This is a genomic window from Kitasatospora sp. NBC_00458 (assembly GCF_036013975.1).
GTDB lineage: Bacteria > Actinomycetota > Actinomycetes > Streptomycetales > Streptomycetaceae > Kitasatospora.
Map to the genome: position 1 here is coordinate 4,811,096 of NZ_CP107904.1, position 14,125 is coordinate 4,825,220.

Here is a 14,125-nt window from a genome sequence, read left to right on the forward strand (position 1 = left end):
ACTCGTGGGGATCAGGAACGGAGCGCCCGGTCCACCAGGGCGCCGGCCGCGCCGGTGTACCCGGCCGGATCGCACAGCCCGGCGATCTCCTCCGGAGTGAACCGGCCCGCCAGCTCGGCCTGTTCGGCGAGGACGTCGGCCAGCGGCCGGCCCTCCCGGTCCGCCGTCAGCGAGACGTCGGTGAGCAGCTGCTTGGCCACCGCCTTGCCGAGCTTCGGCGCCAGCCGGGCCGCGATCCGCTCGGAGACCAGCTGTCCGCCGGTGAGCCCGAGGTTCGCCGCCATCCGCTCGGGCCGGACGAGCAGCCCCTCGGCCAGCTCCACCGAGGTGTGCGCGGCGCCGCCGGCCAGCCGCAGGCACTCGCGCAGCAGCAGCCACTCGGCGTGCCAGGCGCCGCCGGAACGCTCGTCCTCGGTCACCAGGCACTGGGTGAGGCCGGCGGCCAGCACCGGGACCTGGAGCGCGGCGCTGCGCAGCAGGGTGGCCAGCACCGGGTTGCGCTTGTGCGGCATCGCGGAGGAGGCGCCGCGGCCGGCCACGGCCGGCTCGACCACCTCGCCGACCTCGGTCCGGGTCAGCGACTGCACGTCCACCGCGAGCTTGCCGAGCGCGCCGGCGGTGAAGGCCAGCGCGGCGGCGAGGTCGGCCATCGGGGTGCGCAGGGCGTGCCAGGGCAGTGCCGGGCGGGCCAGCCCGGTCTCCGCCGCGAACGCGTCCACCAGCCGGTCCAGGTAGGCGCCGGGGTCGACGTCCGGGTCCGGGCCGTCCAGCCGGGCGTACTCCAGGTAGCCGGCCAGGGTGCCGGCCGCGCCGCCCAGGGACACCGGCAGGCCGTCGGCCAGGACGGCCGCCAGCCGCCGGTCGGCGTCGAGGACGAGCTGCCGCCAGCCGGCCGCCTTGAGGCCGAAGGTGGTCGGCACCGCCTGGAGGGCCAGGGTGCGTCCGGCCAGCACGGTGTCCCGGTGCTCGGCGGCGAGGGCGGCGAGCGCACGGGCGGTGCGGTCGAGGTCGGCCCGGATCAGCCGCAGCGCGCGGGCCGCCACCAGCATCGCGCCGGTGTCGAAGATGTCCTGGCTGGTCGAACCGCGGTGCACGTACTCGGCGGCGGACGGGTCCTCGGCGGCCACCACCCGGGTCAGCGCCTGGACCAGGCCGACCACCGGGTTGGCGGTCTCCCGGGAGGCCAGCGCCAGCGCCCGGACGTCGAACCGCTCGGCCCGGGCGGCCGCGGTGATCGCGGCGGCGGCCGGGCCGGGGACGGTGCCGAGCCCGGCCTGGGCGCGGGCCAGCGCGGCCTCGGCGTCCAGCATGGCCTGCAGCCAGGCCCGGTCGCCCACGGCGCGTTCGACCGGGGTGCCGGCGCGGACGGGGGAGAGCAGCCCGGAGTCCTGGTCGGCGTCCGGGCCGGTTCCGGCCTCGGTACCGGGTCCGGCCTCCGTCCCGGCCTTCGCCGGATCCTGACGGTCCGTCATATCACCACGCCTCTCAGGTCGGTCTCGTCCGGCTGCGGCCGGACCGCCTCCGGCACCTCGGACACCAGCGGCAGCGCCAGCACCGCGCGGGCGATCGCGTCCGAGTCGCCGAGGGTCACGGAGTCCACGCCGGGGCGGATGCCCGCGGCGGTCACCCAGTGCACCGACTCGGTCGGTATGCCGTACGCGAAGCGGCGCGGGTGCGCGCGTCCGCGGGCGTCCAGCAGCCGGTAGGGACGCTCGGTGACGGCGAGCCCGCCGGTCTGGTAGCCGTTCCCGTGGTCCCCGCCGATCCGGTACGTGGTGCACTGCTCGGTCTCCAGCAGGTGCTGCAGCAGCGGGTCGTCGGTGCGCCGGAGGTCGGGTTCGGGCAGCCGGGCCTCGATCAGCACCGTGGAGCGGACCGGTTCGCCCGGCACGGCGGCGGAGCGCGCGGTGAAGGCCGGGTCCACCGGGTCGATCCGGATCTCGGTGCCCGGGCCGAGCAGTTCCAGCACCCCGGCCTCGACGAGGGCGATCAGCTGCTCGATCCGCTCGGTCGGCGGGCCGATCGAGAGGAAGGCGTTCAGCGGGGTGTACCAGCCCTCCAGGTCGTCGCGGTGCGAGCCGCCGTCCAGGCCGCCGTGGTCGACCGCGAGCCGGACTTCGTTGCGCAGGTCGCGCAGTACGTCCAGGGCGGCCTTGAGCGGGCCGCTCACGTTGCCGGCCCGGGCCTCGGCGACGTCCCGGCGCAGGTAGTCGAGCAGCCAGTCGCGGAAGTCCGCCCGGTCGGCGAACTCGCGGCCGGCGTAGGGCCGGGAGAGCCGTTCCCAGCTCCAGCGGTCGGCCTCGGCGATGCCGTGGGCGTCGAGCACCGCGGCCGGGTCGTCGGCGGTGAGGAACCGCTCGGTGAACTCCTCGCGCTCGGCTCCGCGCGCCTGCGCGGTGAGCAGCGCCCCGTAGTAGACGCCCTCCACCTCGCGGGAGATCAGCGGCCACAGGTCGTCGGTGAACCGGGCCGGCTCGCCCGATCGTGCCCTTTCGCGCAGCCGGGCGATGACCTCGGGGGTGAGCAGCCGGGGCAGGTACCGCCCGAACGCGCCTTTCTCGTTCTCGCCGCGCGCGTGGTACGGGACGCCCCGCCGGGAGGTGGCGTAGAGGCGCGGCTCGGTGCCGGACGGCCGGTAGACCAGCCTGCCGGCCGTCGGTCCGGCCCCTTCCGGCCCGCCGCCCCCCGGTCCGCCGACGTCCCCCGCGGGGCGGGCGTCGACCCGTTCGAAGCGGCCGCCGCGGCCGAGGGTGAACAGCGCCATGTGGTCGAAGAAGTTGAGGCCGAGCCCGCGCAGCAGCACGGTCTGGCCGGGCCGGGCGGCCACGTGGACGTCGGCCGGGTTGGCGGGGGTGACGTAGGTCAGGTGGTGGATCCGGGCCAGGCTGGCGGTGCGGGCCTCGCGCGGGGTGAGCCGGGCCGGTACGTGGCCCTGGGCCAGCACGATGGCGTCCAGCCGGTTGAGCCGGGTGCCGTCCTCCAGCCGGACGCCCTGCGGGCCGCCGGGGACGCCGTGCGCGTCCGCCATCGCGACGGCCCGGGAGCGGTGCACCCGGACGGTCATGGAGGGCGGGGCGGCGGCGACCACGGCGAGGAACGCGTCGTGCAGGTACTGCCCGTAGAAGGCCCGGGTCGGGTAGGTGTTGGGGCCCAGTTCGGCGGCCTCGGCCAGGGTCCGTTCGTCGTGGCCGGCCGGGTGTTCGCCCTTGGTCAGGGACTCGGCCCACTCGTAGAGGCTGGGACCGGGTTCGATCGGTCCCTCCACCCGGACGCTGTCGTCGGTGTAGACGGTGATCTGTGAGGCCACCGTGTTCATCAGGAGGTGCCGGGACTGGTCGGTGCGCCAGACCCGTCCCGCCCCCGGCGCCGCCGGATCGACGACGTGCACGGTGACGGCGCACCCGGCGGGCGTCTTCCGTTCGTTGGCGCAGAGCCGCTCCAATACCGAGAGGCCGCGCGGACCTGCGCCGATGACGCAGATCTGGAGATGGCGATCGATCATGCCCACGGCTCGCCATCGTAGTTGTGGCGATCTGTTGATGAAAAGGTCTTGACTCCGTGCATCCAGGCCACATGCTCGTGCAACTCGTCCTCGGAGAGCCCTCCGAGCAGCTTGTTCCGGGCCGCCGCGGCCTCCCCGGCGGGGTGCCAGAGCCGGATCGACTCGCGGGACGCCCGCTGGATCGCCGCGGTACGGGCGCGCCGTTCGGCCGCGAATCGTTCCAGGACGTCCGGGAGTTCAGTGGACTGGACCATCAACTCGCCCAGCAGGACGGCATCCTCCAGTGCCTGGCAGGCGCCCTGCGCCGCGTAGTGCAGCATCGGATGGGCGGCGTCGCCGAGCAGCGCGACCCGGCCGTCGGTCCAGCCGTCCACCGGATCGCGGTCCACCAGCACCCAGGACCGCCACTCCTCGCCGAGCGCGAGCAGCCGGCGGGCCGCGGGCGCGGTGAGCCCGGCCAGCTGCGCGTGGACCAGCTCCCCGTCGACCGCGACGCCGGCCAGCGCCTCGGTGGCGCCGTTGTCCCGGGAGGCGGCCAGGTTGAGGAAGGCACCGCCGGCGATCGGGTAGTGGACGAAGTGGCAGTGCGGGCCGGCCCACCAGGTGACCGAGGCGGGCAGCCGCAACTCCTCGGGCACCCGCTCCATCGGGACGATCGCCCGGTAGACGGTGATGCCGGAGATCCTCGGCCCGCCGTCGCCGACGAGCTGGGCGCGGACCGCCGAGTGGATGCCGTCGGCCCCGATCAGCACGTCGCCGGCGACCGTCCCGCCGCCGCCCAGCAGCGCCGCGGCGCCGTGGCCGTCCTGCCGGTAGCCGGTGACGGCGGTCGCGGCGCGCAGGTCGATCCGCGGGTCGGCCAGGCAGGCCCTGAGCAGCAGCCCGTGCAGCTCGGCGCGGTGCACCACCACGTACGGGTTGCCGAACCGGCGCCGGTAGCGGTCGGTGAGGGTCAGGCTGGTGACGTGCTCGCCGGTCACGCCGTCCATGAAGCGGAGCTCGGCCATGTGCACGCCGGCGGCCCGGACGGCGTCGCCGAGGCCGAGCCGCTCCAGGGCGAGGATGCCGTTGGGGGCGATCTGGATGCCGGCCCCGATCTCGGCGAACTCCGGGGCCCGCTCCAGGACGACGGCCCGGTGGCCGGCCCGGCTGACGGCCAGGGCGGTGGCCAGGCCGCCGATCCCGCCGCCGACCACGAGGACCGTGGCCGGCGCGGTGGGGGCGGCGGCCGTGGCGGCGGAGGGGGTGTCGGGGAGCGCGTTCATCGGCCCGCCCCGCCGTCCTCGGCGGCCGCCAGCCGGCGGGCCAGCTCCAGCCGCTTGATCTTGGTGGTGGCGGTGGCCGGCAGTTCGCCCAGCTTCCACTGCACCGGCTCGGCCATCGGCGGCAGGCCCGCGGCGGCGGCCCGCCAGGCGGTGCGGTCGAGCGGCCGGTCGTCCTTGGTACAGACGACCGGGACCGGCCGCCCGTCGGGCCCGGGGATGATGACCACCTCGGCGAGGTCGGCCAGCCGGGCGAACAGGGTGTCCTCGGCGGCCAGGGTGGAGCCGAAGCCCTCGATCACGTCGACCTCGCGGTCCAGCAGGTGCACGCAGCCCCACCGGGTGCGGTAGCCGACGTCGCCCATCCGCCACCAGCCGTCGTTGACCTGCTTGTCGTACCGGTCCTGCTCGCCGAGGTAGGTGACGATCCGGCCGTCGCTGCGGACCTCGATGAACCCCGGGTTCTCGGCCGACGGGGGCGCCCCGTTCCGGCTGACCACCCGGACCTCCGTGAAGCCCGGGAACGGCATGCCCACGCAGCGGCCGTCCGCGTCCAGGCCGCGCCGTTTGGAGAAGGACCGGACCACCACCGGGCCGACCTCGCTCTGCCCGTACAGCTGGCCGAACACCGGGGCGGTCCGCTCGGAGGCGTTCAGCATGGTCTGCACGGTGCGCGGGTGGATCGCGTCGAAGGTGGAGGAGAACAGCTTGACGTTGGCCAGCGGGCGGCGCGGGTCGTCGGCCAGCTCCTCCCACTCCATGAAGGAGTTGGGGTGCGCCTCCAGGATGCCCGGCCGCAGCCGGGCGAACAGGTCGCCGACGTGCCGGGGGTCGGAGTCGGCCAGCACCAGGATCGGGAAGCCCCGGAACAGCGAGATCGCCAGGGCGGTGACCAGCCGCGAGTGGACGAAGGAGACGTGCATCGCGATCGTCTCGCGGCCGGGGACCAGCGGTCGGACGACGGTCGCCTGCGGGCGGTACCGGGCCTCCAGGGTCCGCCCGGTGTGCACGGCCAGTTTGGGCGTGCCGGTGGTGCCGGAGGTGTGGGTGATCAGCGTCGGGTGCTCCGGCGGCATCGTCACCGGCGCGACCCGGGGCGAGCCGGCCAGCCCGGCCAGCCCGATCCCGTCGGGGTGGCTGCCGCCGGTCAGCAGGACGGTGTCGGCCAGCGCGAACACCTCGGCCGGCAGCTCCTGTTCGAGCTTCTCCTGGTCGGTGACGAGGAACGGCTCGTCGGTGCGGCGGATCAGTTCGGCGACGGTCGCGCCGTCCAGCTTCGGGGACAGCAGCACCGGGACGGCGCCGGTCCGCGCCACCGCGCAGGCGAGCAGGGTGATGTCGAAGCTGTTCGACTTGTAGACCACCACCCGGCGGCCCGGGCGGACCCGGGCCGCCCAGAGGCGGGAGGCGAAGTCGTCGACCAGGTCGGCGATCTCGGCGACGGTGGCCCGCCGGCCCAGGTCGGGGGCGATGTCGAGGTCGTGGTCGAGGATCACCACGTTCGCGCCGTGCCGGACGGCTGCCCGCTCGAAGAGCGTGCCCAGCCGGATGCCCCGGTTGGCAATGCGCTGAAGTAGCACCGTTCCGCCCTCTCGTGGGTTCGGAATTGCTTTCGGGGAGGCTCGGGTGAGCCTGTCAAAGGGCGCTGTTCAGGGATGGCTTTCAGGGATTGCTTTCGGGGATGGCGTTCAGGGGGGCTTTCGGGGGACTTCCGTGGGCGCCGGGGCCCGCCGCCGGGGAATTCCGCCGTGGAGCGGAGCGGTGCGGCGCGGTGGGGTACGGGGCGGGCGCCGGCCGGGCGCGGTCGCGCGGTGCTGCGTCAGCCCTTCTCGATGACCCGCCTGACGCGCTCCAGGGTCACGCCGAGGTCGCCCGCGACCTTCCCGCCCCACTCGGCGAAGAACCGCCGCTTCTCGTCGGCGTCCATCCCGGCGGTGATGCCGCGGATGCCCTCGGTGGCGGTGCCCATCCGGAAGTGGTGCACCAGCACGCTGCCGTCCCCGTCGGCCTCGATGTCGAAGGCCCAGACGCTGTCCTGGGCCCGTCCGCCGCTGTCCCGCATGGCCCAGCGGAAGGTCCGGCCCGGTTCGGCCGCCAGCACCTCGGCGTGGGTGAACCAGGTGCCGCGGACCACCGGCGCCCAGGAGACCACGTCGGGGCTGCGCAGGTTCTCGCCGCGGAACACCGAACCGACCGCTCCGGGCTCGCCGGAGACCCAGATCCCGCCCTGGCATTCCGGGCTCCACTCGCCGCTGCGCGGGAGGTCGCTGATCACCGAATAGACCTCGGCCGGACCGGCGGAAATCCGGAGTTCGGCGCGGGACTCGAAAAGGGGCGCGATTTCTGCGGTGTTTTCTCCCATGGCCGGAATCCTGGGCGGCGGCGCGCGGGAGGGTCAAAGGTCGTCCGGCGGGTCCGTCAAGTCCGGTGGTGGACCTGACAGATCAGCGTCCGGCCGGTCGGGCGGCGGCCGGCGGCCCGGTACGCTCCCGGCGCGCGGCCGGGGCGGGTGGGCGTGCGGCGGGTGCGGGGCGGGGTGGGCCGGTGTGGTGCGGGGCGGGCGCGGTGCGCGGCGACCGGCGCGCCTACAGCTCCAGGCCGAAGTGCAGCGCGGTGACCGCCATCCGGTGCGCGTGGTAGAACCGGTGCGCCCCGTGGTTGGCCGTCCCCGAGTCCAGCTCGATCCGCACGCAGCCGGCCGCCCGGGCCCGCTCCCGGAGGACGGCGAAGAGCCGCCCGCCGACCCCGGTGGACCGCGCCGCGGGGGCGGTCACCAGGTCGTCGACGAAGAACAGCCGCCCGCGGCTGGTGGCCAGCACCCGGTGCGCGGCCACCGCCAGGCAGCGCCCGCGGGAGTCGTACGCCGCCGTGAAGACCAGCCCCTGCCGGTGCGCCTCGGCGGCGAACGCGGCGAACCCGTCCGGGCCGAGCGCCGGCCGCAGCGCGCCGATCAGCGGTGCGACGTCGCGGGTCAGCGCCGGTGTCCCCGGCGCCACGTCGACGACGGTCAGTTCCATCCTGCCGGCCCCCTGGCGGTCTGGCGGTCCCGGCGGCCACGCGGTCCCGGCCGGGTGCTGCGGTCCCGGCGGCTACGCGGCCGCGCCGGGTGCGCGGTACACCTTGAGGAACGCCGTGACCCCGCTCGCCACGACCTCGGCGATCCGCTGCGCCGGCATCGGGATCGCGCCGTAGAAGGTGGGCTGGGCGACGGCGATGAAGGTCAGCAGGTTGAGGTGGCGGGCCGCCTCGTCCGGGTCCGGCACCAGCAGCAGCCCGCGTTCGGCGAACTCGGTCATCCAGTGGGTCAGCACCCGGTGCGTCTCGCGGGGTCCGGCCTCCTGCCAGGCCTCCAGCACGGCCGGGCGGATGTGCAGCGCCTCCGCCTCGATCGTCCGGACGAGTGCCCAGTGCTCGGCGAAGGTGGTCAGCGACCCGACCCGGTCCAGGCCGAAGTCGATCAGGTCGCCGCGCAGGTCGACGATCTTCCGCAGGTGCCGGTCGGCGATCTTCGCCTGGGTGGCGGCCACCGTGGAGGCGCCCTCCAGGATCACCGACTGGAACAGCTGCTCCTTGTCGGCGAAGTGGTTGTAGATGGTCCGCTTGGAGACGCCGGCCTCGGCGGCGATGGCGTCCACGCTGGTGCGGGTGAAGCCCTCCCGGCCGAACACGGTGCGTGCCGCGCGGGCGATGGCCACCCGCTTCTCCGGCATGCCCCGGTGGCCGGCGGCCGTGGCCTGGCCGGCCGGGGCGGCCCGGTCCTGGGCGGCCGTGGCCTGGGCGGCCTGGGCCGGAGTGGCCGAAACCGGTGCCGTCGCGGTCTGTTCGACCATCGGAATACCCTCCTTGCAGTGCACTACATCGTGTAGTTTACGACATGCTTGACGTGAAGCGGACTTGAAGTCCTACGCTCGGTGGCACGTCCAGAACCACCCGGAGGGAAGCGTTCCATGGCCGTTCAGCTGAACCACACGATCGTTCCGGCGCGCGACGACAAGGAGTCCGCGCGCTTCCTCGCCGACATCCTGGGCCTCGCCGACCCGGTCTACAGCGAGCCCTTCCAGATCGTCCGGCTCAGCAACGACGTCGCCCTCGACGTCATGCAGGTCGACGGCCCGGTCCCCGCCGGGCACTACGCCTTCCTCGTCGACGACGCCGAGTTCGACGAGATCCTCGACCGGGTCCGGGCCCGCGGCCTCACCTACTGGGCCGACCCGTTCCACCGCCACCCCGGCCGCACCAACGACTGGTTCGGCGGGCGCGGCGCCTACTTCGAGGACCCGAGCGGCCACAACCTGGAGATCATGACCCGCGCCTCCGACGCCGGCCGCTGAGTTCCGCCCCGCGTCCCCGCCCGTCCGGCCGCCGCGGCCCCGGGGGAGGCGGCGTCCGGGACCGCCCCGACGGCGGCGGTCCCGGACGCCCTTGCCATGACGTACCGTCAGGACCCCTGCGGCGCCGACCTGACAGAGAGCGCAACCGGACGGGATTGCTCCGCCCGCGACCGGGTTAGCCTCCCGGCATGATCGAGACCACAGGACCGGTGTACCGGCCGGGCGACGACGGCTACGACGCCCAGCGGACCGGCTACAACCTCGCGTTGGACCACCACCCCGCACTGGTGGTGGCCGCCGCCGACGCCGACGACGTCGCGGCCGCCGTCCGGTACGCCGAAGGCCACGGCCTCGCCGTCGCCGTCCGCGCCACCGGCCACGGCATCTCCGTACCCACCGACGGCCAGCTCGTCATCAGCACCGCCGGGCTGAAGGGCGTCACGGTCGACCCGGCCGCCCGCACCGCGACCCTCGGGGCCGGCGTCCGCTGGCACGAGGTGCTCGCCGCCACCGCGCCGCACGGCCTCGCGCCGCTCAGCGGCTCCAACCCCGACGTCGGCGCCGTCGGCTACACCCTCGGCGGCGGCATCGGCCTCCTCGGCCGCCGCTACGGCTACGCCGCCGACCACGTCCGCCGCCTCGACGTGGTCACCGCCGACGGCCGGCTGCGCACCGCCACCCCCGACACCGAACCCGACCTGTTCTGGGCCCTGCGCGGCGGCAAGGACAACTTCGGCGTCGTCGTCGCCATGGAGATCGACCTCGTCCCCGTCGCCGGCCTGCTCGGCGGCGGCCTCTACTTCCCCGCCGAGTCCGCCTCCGCCGCGCTGCACGGCTGGGCCGAGTGGAGCCGGACCGTCCCCGAGGAACTCGCCACCTCCGCCCAGCTGATCCGCTACCCCGACCTGCCCGTGCTGCCCGAACCGCTCCGCGGCCGCTACGCCGCCGTCCTCCGGGTGGCCTGGAGCGGCCCCACCGGCGAGGGGGAGGACTGGATCAAGCCGCTGCGGGCCCTCGGCACCCCGCTCCTCGACACCATCCGCGAGCTGCCCTTCCAGGACGCCGGCACCATCCACCACGAGCCGCCGTTCGCGCACCCCGCGTACGACCGCAACAGCGCGCTGCGCGAGCTCGCCCCCGAGACCGTGGACACCGTCCTCGACGTCGCCGGGCCGGACGCCGACAGCCCGCTGATCGTCGAGATCCGCCTCCAGGGCGGCGCCTACTCCCGCGAACCGGCCGTGCCGAACGCGGTCGGCGGCCGCGACGCCGGCTACCTGGCCTTCTCCACCAGCCTGATCGAACCGGGCGGCCTCGACGCACTGCGCACCGCCCACCGCACCCTGCACGAGCGCCTGGGCCCGTGGTCCACCGGCGGCGCCTTCGCCAACTTCTTCGGCTTCGACGCCGCCGACCCGGAGACCGTCCGCACCGCCTACCCCGAGGCCGTCCACCGCCGGCTCGCCGAGCTCAAGGCGGTGTACGACCCGGGGAACCTCTTCCGCCTGAACTTCAACATCCCGCCCGCCGTCTGACCGTCCGCGCCCCCCGCGTACCGTTTCCGCACGTCTTCTCGTCCACATTCCCCGGGTCCGGGCAACGGTTGGCGGCCGTCCCGGGCTCTGGGAGGGCGAGGAGGTGCTCATGGGAGCCAAGAAGGCCGAGCGGGACTTCGAGTTCAACGCGTTCATGACCGGTGCCTGGCCACGCCTGATGCGGACGGCGTTCCTGCTGGCGGGGGACCGCTACCTGGCGGAGGACCTGGCCCAGACGGCGCTGGAGCGGACGTACGCGGCCTGGGGGAGGGTCACCCGGGCCGACGAGCCGTACGCCTACGTGCGGCGGATCCTGATCAACGAACACGCCCGCCGGTTCCGGCGGAAGCCGCCCGAGCGGCTGGTCACCGCCGTGCCGGAGCAGGTCGGCCCGGACGGCTTCGCACAGCTCGACGACCGCGCCGCGCTCGTCGCGGCACTCGGCACCCTGCCGCCCGGGCAGCGCCAGGCGGTGGTGCTGCGCTACTGGGAGGACCTCAGCGAGTCCCAGGCCGCCGCGGCCATGGGCTGCTCGGTGGGCACGGTCAAGAGCCAGGCCTCGAAGGGGATCGCCAAGCTGCGCGAGCTCTCCTCACTCAACACCAGGACGAGCATCGGAGGTGCGGCGTGAACCGTGACGAGACAGGGTCGGCCGGAGCGGTCGAGGGGGCGGAGGCGGTGGTCCGGGAGTTGTCCGGACTGGCGGGGACGGTGCGGATCGGCCCCGTGCCGTACGCCGCGGTCCAGGCCGGCGGGCGCCGCCGGGTGGTGCGGCGGCGGTCCCTGCTGACGGGGGTGATGGCGCTCGCCGTGGTCGCCGGGGTCGGCGGCGTCGCCGCCGTCAACGGCGGCGTCAACCCCTCCGCCGGGCCCGGGCCGCTGGCCGCGGCGTCGGCGCCCCTCGCCCCGGGGGCGCAGTCCGCGCAGGCCCCGGCCACCGCGGCCGGGCAGAGCACCGCGCCCGGGCAGACGGCCACTCCCGCCCCCGCGGACCCGCTCACCCCCGTCCGGGTCCGGATGGCGTCGGGCACCAAGGACGGCAAGCCGTGGACCGCCTGGGCGGCCCTCTGGCCGGCCGTCTCCAAGGAGCAGGCCCTCCAGCAGGCCGAACTGATCTGGCAGGAGGACAAGGCGGCCGGCGCCACCGACTCCCCGCCCACCCAGGACTACGTCGACCAGTACCGGCACGCCGGTCACGACCAGGTGGTCTTCTACCTGGTCATGGACGGCAAGCGGGTCTCGCGGTCCCAGCAGAGCGAGCAGCCCGCCCGGGGCGTCACCCCGTTCTGGGGCACCCCGCCGCCCGGCTCCACCCCGCCCGGCTGGGTCGACGACCTGTTCGGCGGCGTGGCCTTCCACGCGTGGGCCAAGAACGGCGCCGACGACCCGTTCTACGGCGCCCCCGCGGTGGGGTTCTTCCCGGTCGGCCCCGAGGCCGCCCGGGCCGAGGCGAAGTGGGCCGACGGCACCGTCACCCAGCCGCCGATCGTCACCATCGGCGACTCCCCGGTCCGCTGGTTCGCCGTGGTCGGCGAGCCGGACTCCTACAAGGCCGCCCTCTACCGCGCCGACGGCACCCCCTACGCCACCCAGAAGGGCTGACCCGGCCGTCCGGGGCGCCGGGTGCGCGGATCCGTGGTCGGAGCGGCCCGCAGCCGCCCCGGGTACGGCCCCGCGCAGCCCGGCCGCCCCGGCCGCGCACCGCCGGGGACCGAGCCGCACCCACCCCCGGCAGCGCACGCAGAAGGCCCCGGAGAGCGCTTGGGTTCAAGGGGTCGTCGCAACACCACTTGGTTTTAGGTGGTGAGTAGATCACGTAGACGCTCGGCTGGGGTATCCCAGCCGAGCGTCTTGCGTGGGCGGCCGTTGAGTTCTTGGGCGACGTGTTCGAGGTCTTCGGTGCTGTGCGGGCTGAGGTCGGTTCCCTTCGGGAAGTACTGCCGCAGGAGCCCGTTCGTGTTCTCGTTCGAGCCGCGTTGCCAGGGTGAGGCGGGGTCGCAGAAGTAGACGGGCATGCCGGTGGCCATGGTGAACTGCCTGTGGCGTGCCATCTCGCCGCCCTGGTCCCAGGTGAGGGAGCCGCGCAGGTGGGCGGGCAGGGTCTGGATGGTGCGGACGAGGCCGTCGCGGACGGTCTCGGCGTCGTGGGCACCGCCCGGCAGGTGGACCAGCATGGTGTAACGGGTGCTGCGCTCGACCAGGGTGGCGATCGCGGAGCGGCCGCCCGCGCCGATGATCAGGTCCCCTTCCCAGTGACCGGGCACGGCCCGGTCCTCGACGTCGGCGGGTCGGTCGCTGATCATCACCATCGGGTCGATGAACCGCGGGGTGCGCCGCTCGGGGTCGCGGCGGGGTTTGCGGCGGGTCCGGCCGGAGCGGACGGCTGCCTGTACTTCCCGTTTCAGGCCGCCACGGGCCTGGAAATACAGCGCCTGGTAGATCGTTTCCACGCTCACCCGCATGCTCTCGTCGTCGGGATGCTCCGTCGGTAGAGCGTGGCAGATCTGTTCCGGTGACCACCGGACGCGCAGTCTGTCCTGCACGAAGCCGCGCAGTCGTCCCTCGCGCAGCAGCTTGCGCTCCTTGGGCCGGGGCCTGCGTGCGGCGGCCGCCCGGTGGGCCGCGTAGGGCTGGTATCCCTTGCTGCCCGAGTTCGCGTCGATCTCCCGCTTGACCGTGCTCGCCGGCCGCCCCAGGGCCCGTCCGATCGCCCGCAACGACTGACCCAGCGCCTGGAGATCCCGTATTTGTTCGCGCTCGGCCAGTGTCAGGAACCGCGGATGCAGTTGCTGTTCCAGGGCTTCCAGGCCCACTGGTGCTGTGGTCACGCCGCCCATCGTGACGGTCCCGGTGGTGTAGTCGACACGGCGGCCGTCGGTGTAGGTGCGCGTGGTGCGGGTCTTCTTGACGCCCCAGTCCCAGTCCTTGGCCGTGCGCTCGTTCACGCCGATCTGCCGGGCCGCCGCCCGGCGTGCGACACCGGCGGCCCGAAGCCGCTCGTACTCATCGCGACCGGGGTGCCGCCGCGGCAGGCGCACCGAGCTCTGTCCGGCCTTCCGGGCCCAGCCGAAGGCGGTGTTCCGGTTCATCCCCAGCTCACGCGCCACCACGGTCACGTTCCCCACGGCATCCAGCCGCGCAAGGAAACGCTCCCTCAACCCCGAAAGATCATCGCGTCCAACGCCCACGGTCCCCGCAACTCCCATCGATCACGGGTGTTGCGAGGACCGTTAGAACCCAAGGCGAACTCTCCGGGGCCTTCCCAGTACGGTGGCGTTGGCGTCAACCGGTGCTCGTCGGAGCCGCGGTTCTTGGCAGGCCAAGGGTGAGCACATGCCGCTGATCCCAGCTGCTGTGACCGCGATCAACGCCGCGCTACGTCCCTACCGAGACCCCTCGCCGGTGCCGCACCATCCGCGGCCGGCTCGGGCATGGTGGTGCTGCCGCTCCAGCCGCCAGGTGCAGAGGTGGCAGGCCGCGAGTGTGATGGTCTCG

Annotated in this window: 12 protein-coding genes; 4 read left to right on the top strand and 8 right to left on the bottom strand. The window is 74.4% G+C overall.

Going from position 1 to position 14,125, the window contains the following annotated elements:
* Positions 1-11: 11 nt before the first annotated feature.
* The 7 genes from pcaB to OG550_RS19870 form a co-directional block, all read right to left on the bottom strand.
* Positions 12-1,472, bottom strand: a complete 1,461-nt coding sequence (pcaB, locus tag OG550_RS19840) for a 3-carboxy-cis,cis-muconate cycloisomerase (RefSeq protein WP_327679398.1) — start codon at positions 1,470-1,472, stop codon at positions 12-14.
* The gene (locus tag OG550_RS19845; protein ID WP_327683997.1) at positions 1,469-3,502 is read right to left on the bottom strand and encodes an FAD/NAD(P)-binding protein; all 2,034 of its coding nucleotides are present in this window, start codon (positions 3,500-3,502) and stop codon (positions 1,469-1,471) included. Before OG550_RS19845 ends, pcaB begins: the two co-directional genes overlap by 4 nt.
* Positions 3,499-4,767 (bottom strand): FAD-dependent monooxygenase, encoded by a 1,269-nt coding sequence (locus OG550_RS19850; protein ID WP_327679399.1) that lies wholly within the window; start codon positions 4,765-4,767, stop codon positions 3,499-3,501. The genes OG550_RS19845 and OG550_RS19850 overlap by 4 nt, the downstream gene beginning before the upstream one ends.
* On the bottom strand, positions 4,764-6,344 hold the full coding sequence (locus OG550_RS19855; protein WP_327679400.1) for an AMP-binding protein: 1,581 nt from the start codon (positions 6,342-6,344) through the stop codon (positions 4,764-4,766). The genes OG550_RS19850 and OG550_RS19855 overlap by 4 nt, the downstream gene beginning before the upstream one ends.
* Positions 6,345-6,583: 239 nt before the next feature.
* Complete coding sequence (locus OG550_RS19860; protein WP_327679402.1) at positions 6,584-7,126, bottom strand: SRPBCC family protein; 543 nt, start codon at positions 7,124-7,126, stop codon at positions 6,584-6,586.
* Between the two features lie 223 nt (positions 7,127-7,349).
* On the bottom strand, positions 7,350-7,781 hold the full coding sequence (locus tag OG550_RS19865; protein ID WP_327679404.1) for a GNAT family N-acetyltransferase: 432 nt from the start codon (positions 7,779-7,781) through the stop codon (positions 7,350-7,352).
* Positions 7,782-7,853: 72 nt separating this feature from the next.
* Positions 7,854-8,594: a TetR/AcrR family transcriptional regulator gene (locus OG550_RS19870; protein ID WP_327679406.1), complete on the bottom strand. Its 741-nt coding sequence runs from the start codon at positions 8,592-8,594 to the stop codon at positions 7,854-7,856.
* Positions 8,595-8,711: 117 nt separating this feature from the next.
* On the opposite strand from OG550_RS19870, the gene OG550_RS19875 reads away from it, so the two are divergent.
* From OG550_RS19875 to OG550_RS19890, 4 genes are all read left to right on the top strand, one after another.
* Entirely contained in the window at positions 8,712-9,095 is a 384-nt protein-coding gene (locus tag OG550_RS19875; RefSeq protein ID WP_327679408.1) for a VOC family protein, read from the top strand.
* Between the two features lie 188 nt (positions 9,096-9,283).
* Complete coding sequence (locus OG550_RS19880) at positions 9,284-10,630, top strand: FAD-binding oxidoreductase (protein ID WP_327679410.1); 1,347 nt, start codon at positions 9,284-9,286, stop codon at positions 10,628-10,630.
* 109 nt (positions 10,631-10,739) lie between these two features.
* Entirely contained in the window at positions 10,740-11,261 is a 522-nt protein-coding gene (locus OG550_RS19885) for a SigE family RNA polymerase sigma factor (RefSeq protein ID WP_327679412.1), read from the top strand.
* Positions 11,258-12,232: a hypothetical protein gene (locus tag OG550_RS19890; protein WP_327679414.1), complete on the top strand. Its 975-nt coding sequence runs from the start codon at positions 11,258-11,260 to the stop codon at positions 12,230-12,232. Before OG550_RS19885 ends, OG550_RS19890 begins: the two co-directional genes overlap by 4 nt.
* Before the next feature lie 194 nt (positions 12,233-12,426).
* Here the strand turns inward: OG550_RS19890 and OG550_RS19895 are convergent, their stop codons facing one another.
* The gene (locus OG550_RS19895; RefSeq protein ID WP_442906160.1) at positions 12,427-13,719 is read right to left on the bottom strand and encodes an IS30 family transposase; all 1,293 of its coding nucleotides are present in this window, start codon (positions 13,717-13,719) and stop codon (positions 12,427-12,429) included.
* Positions 13,720-14,125: the final 406 nt, after the last annotated feature.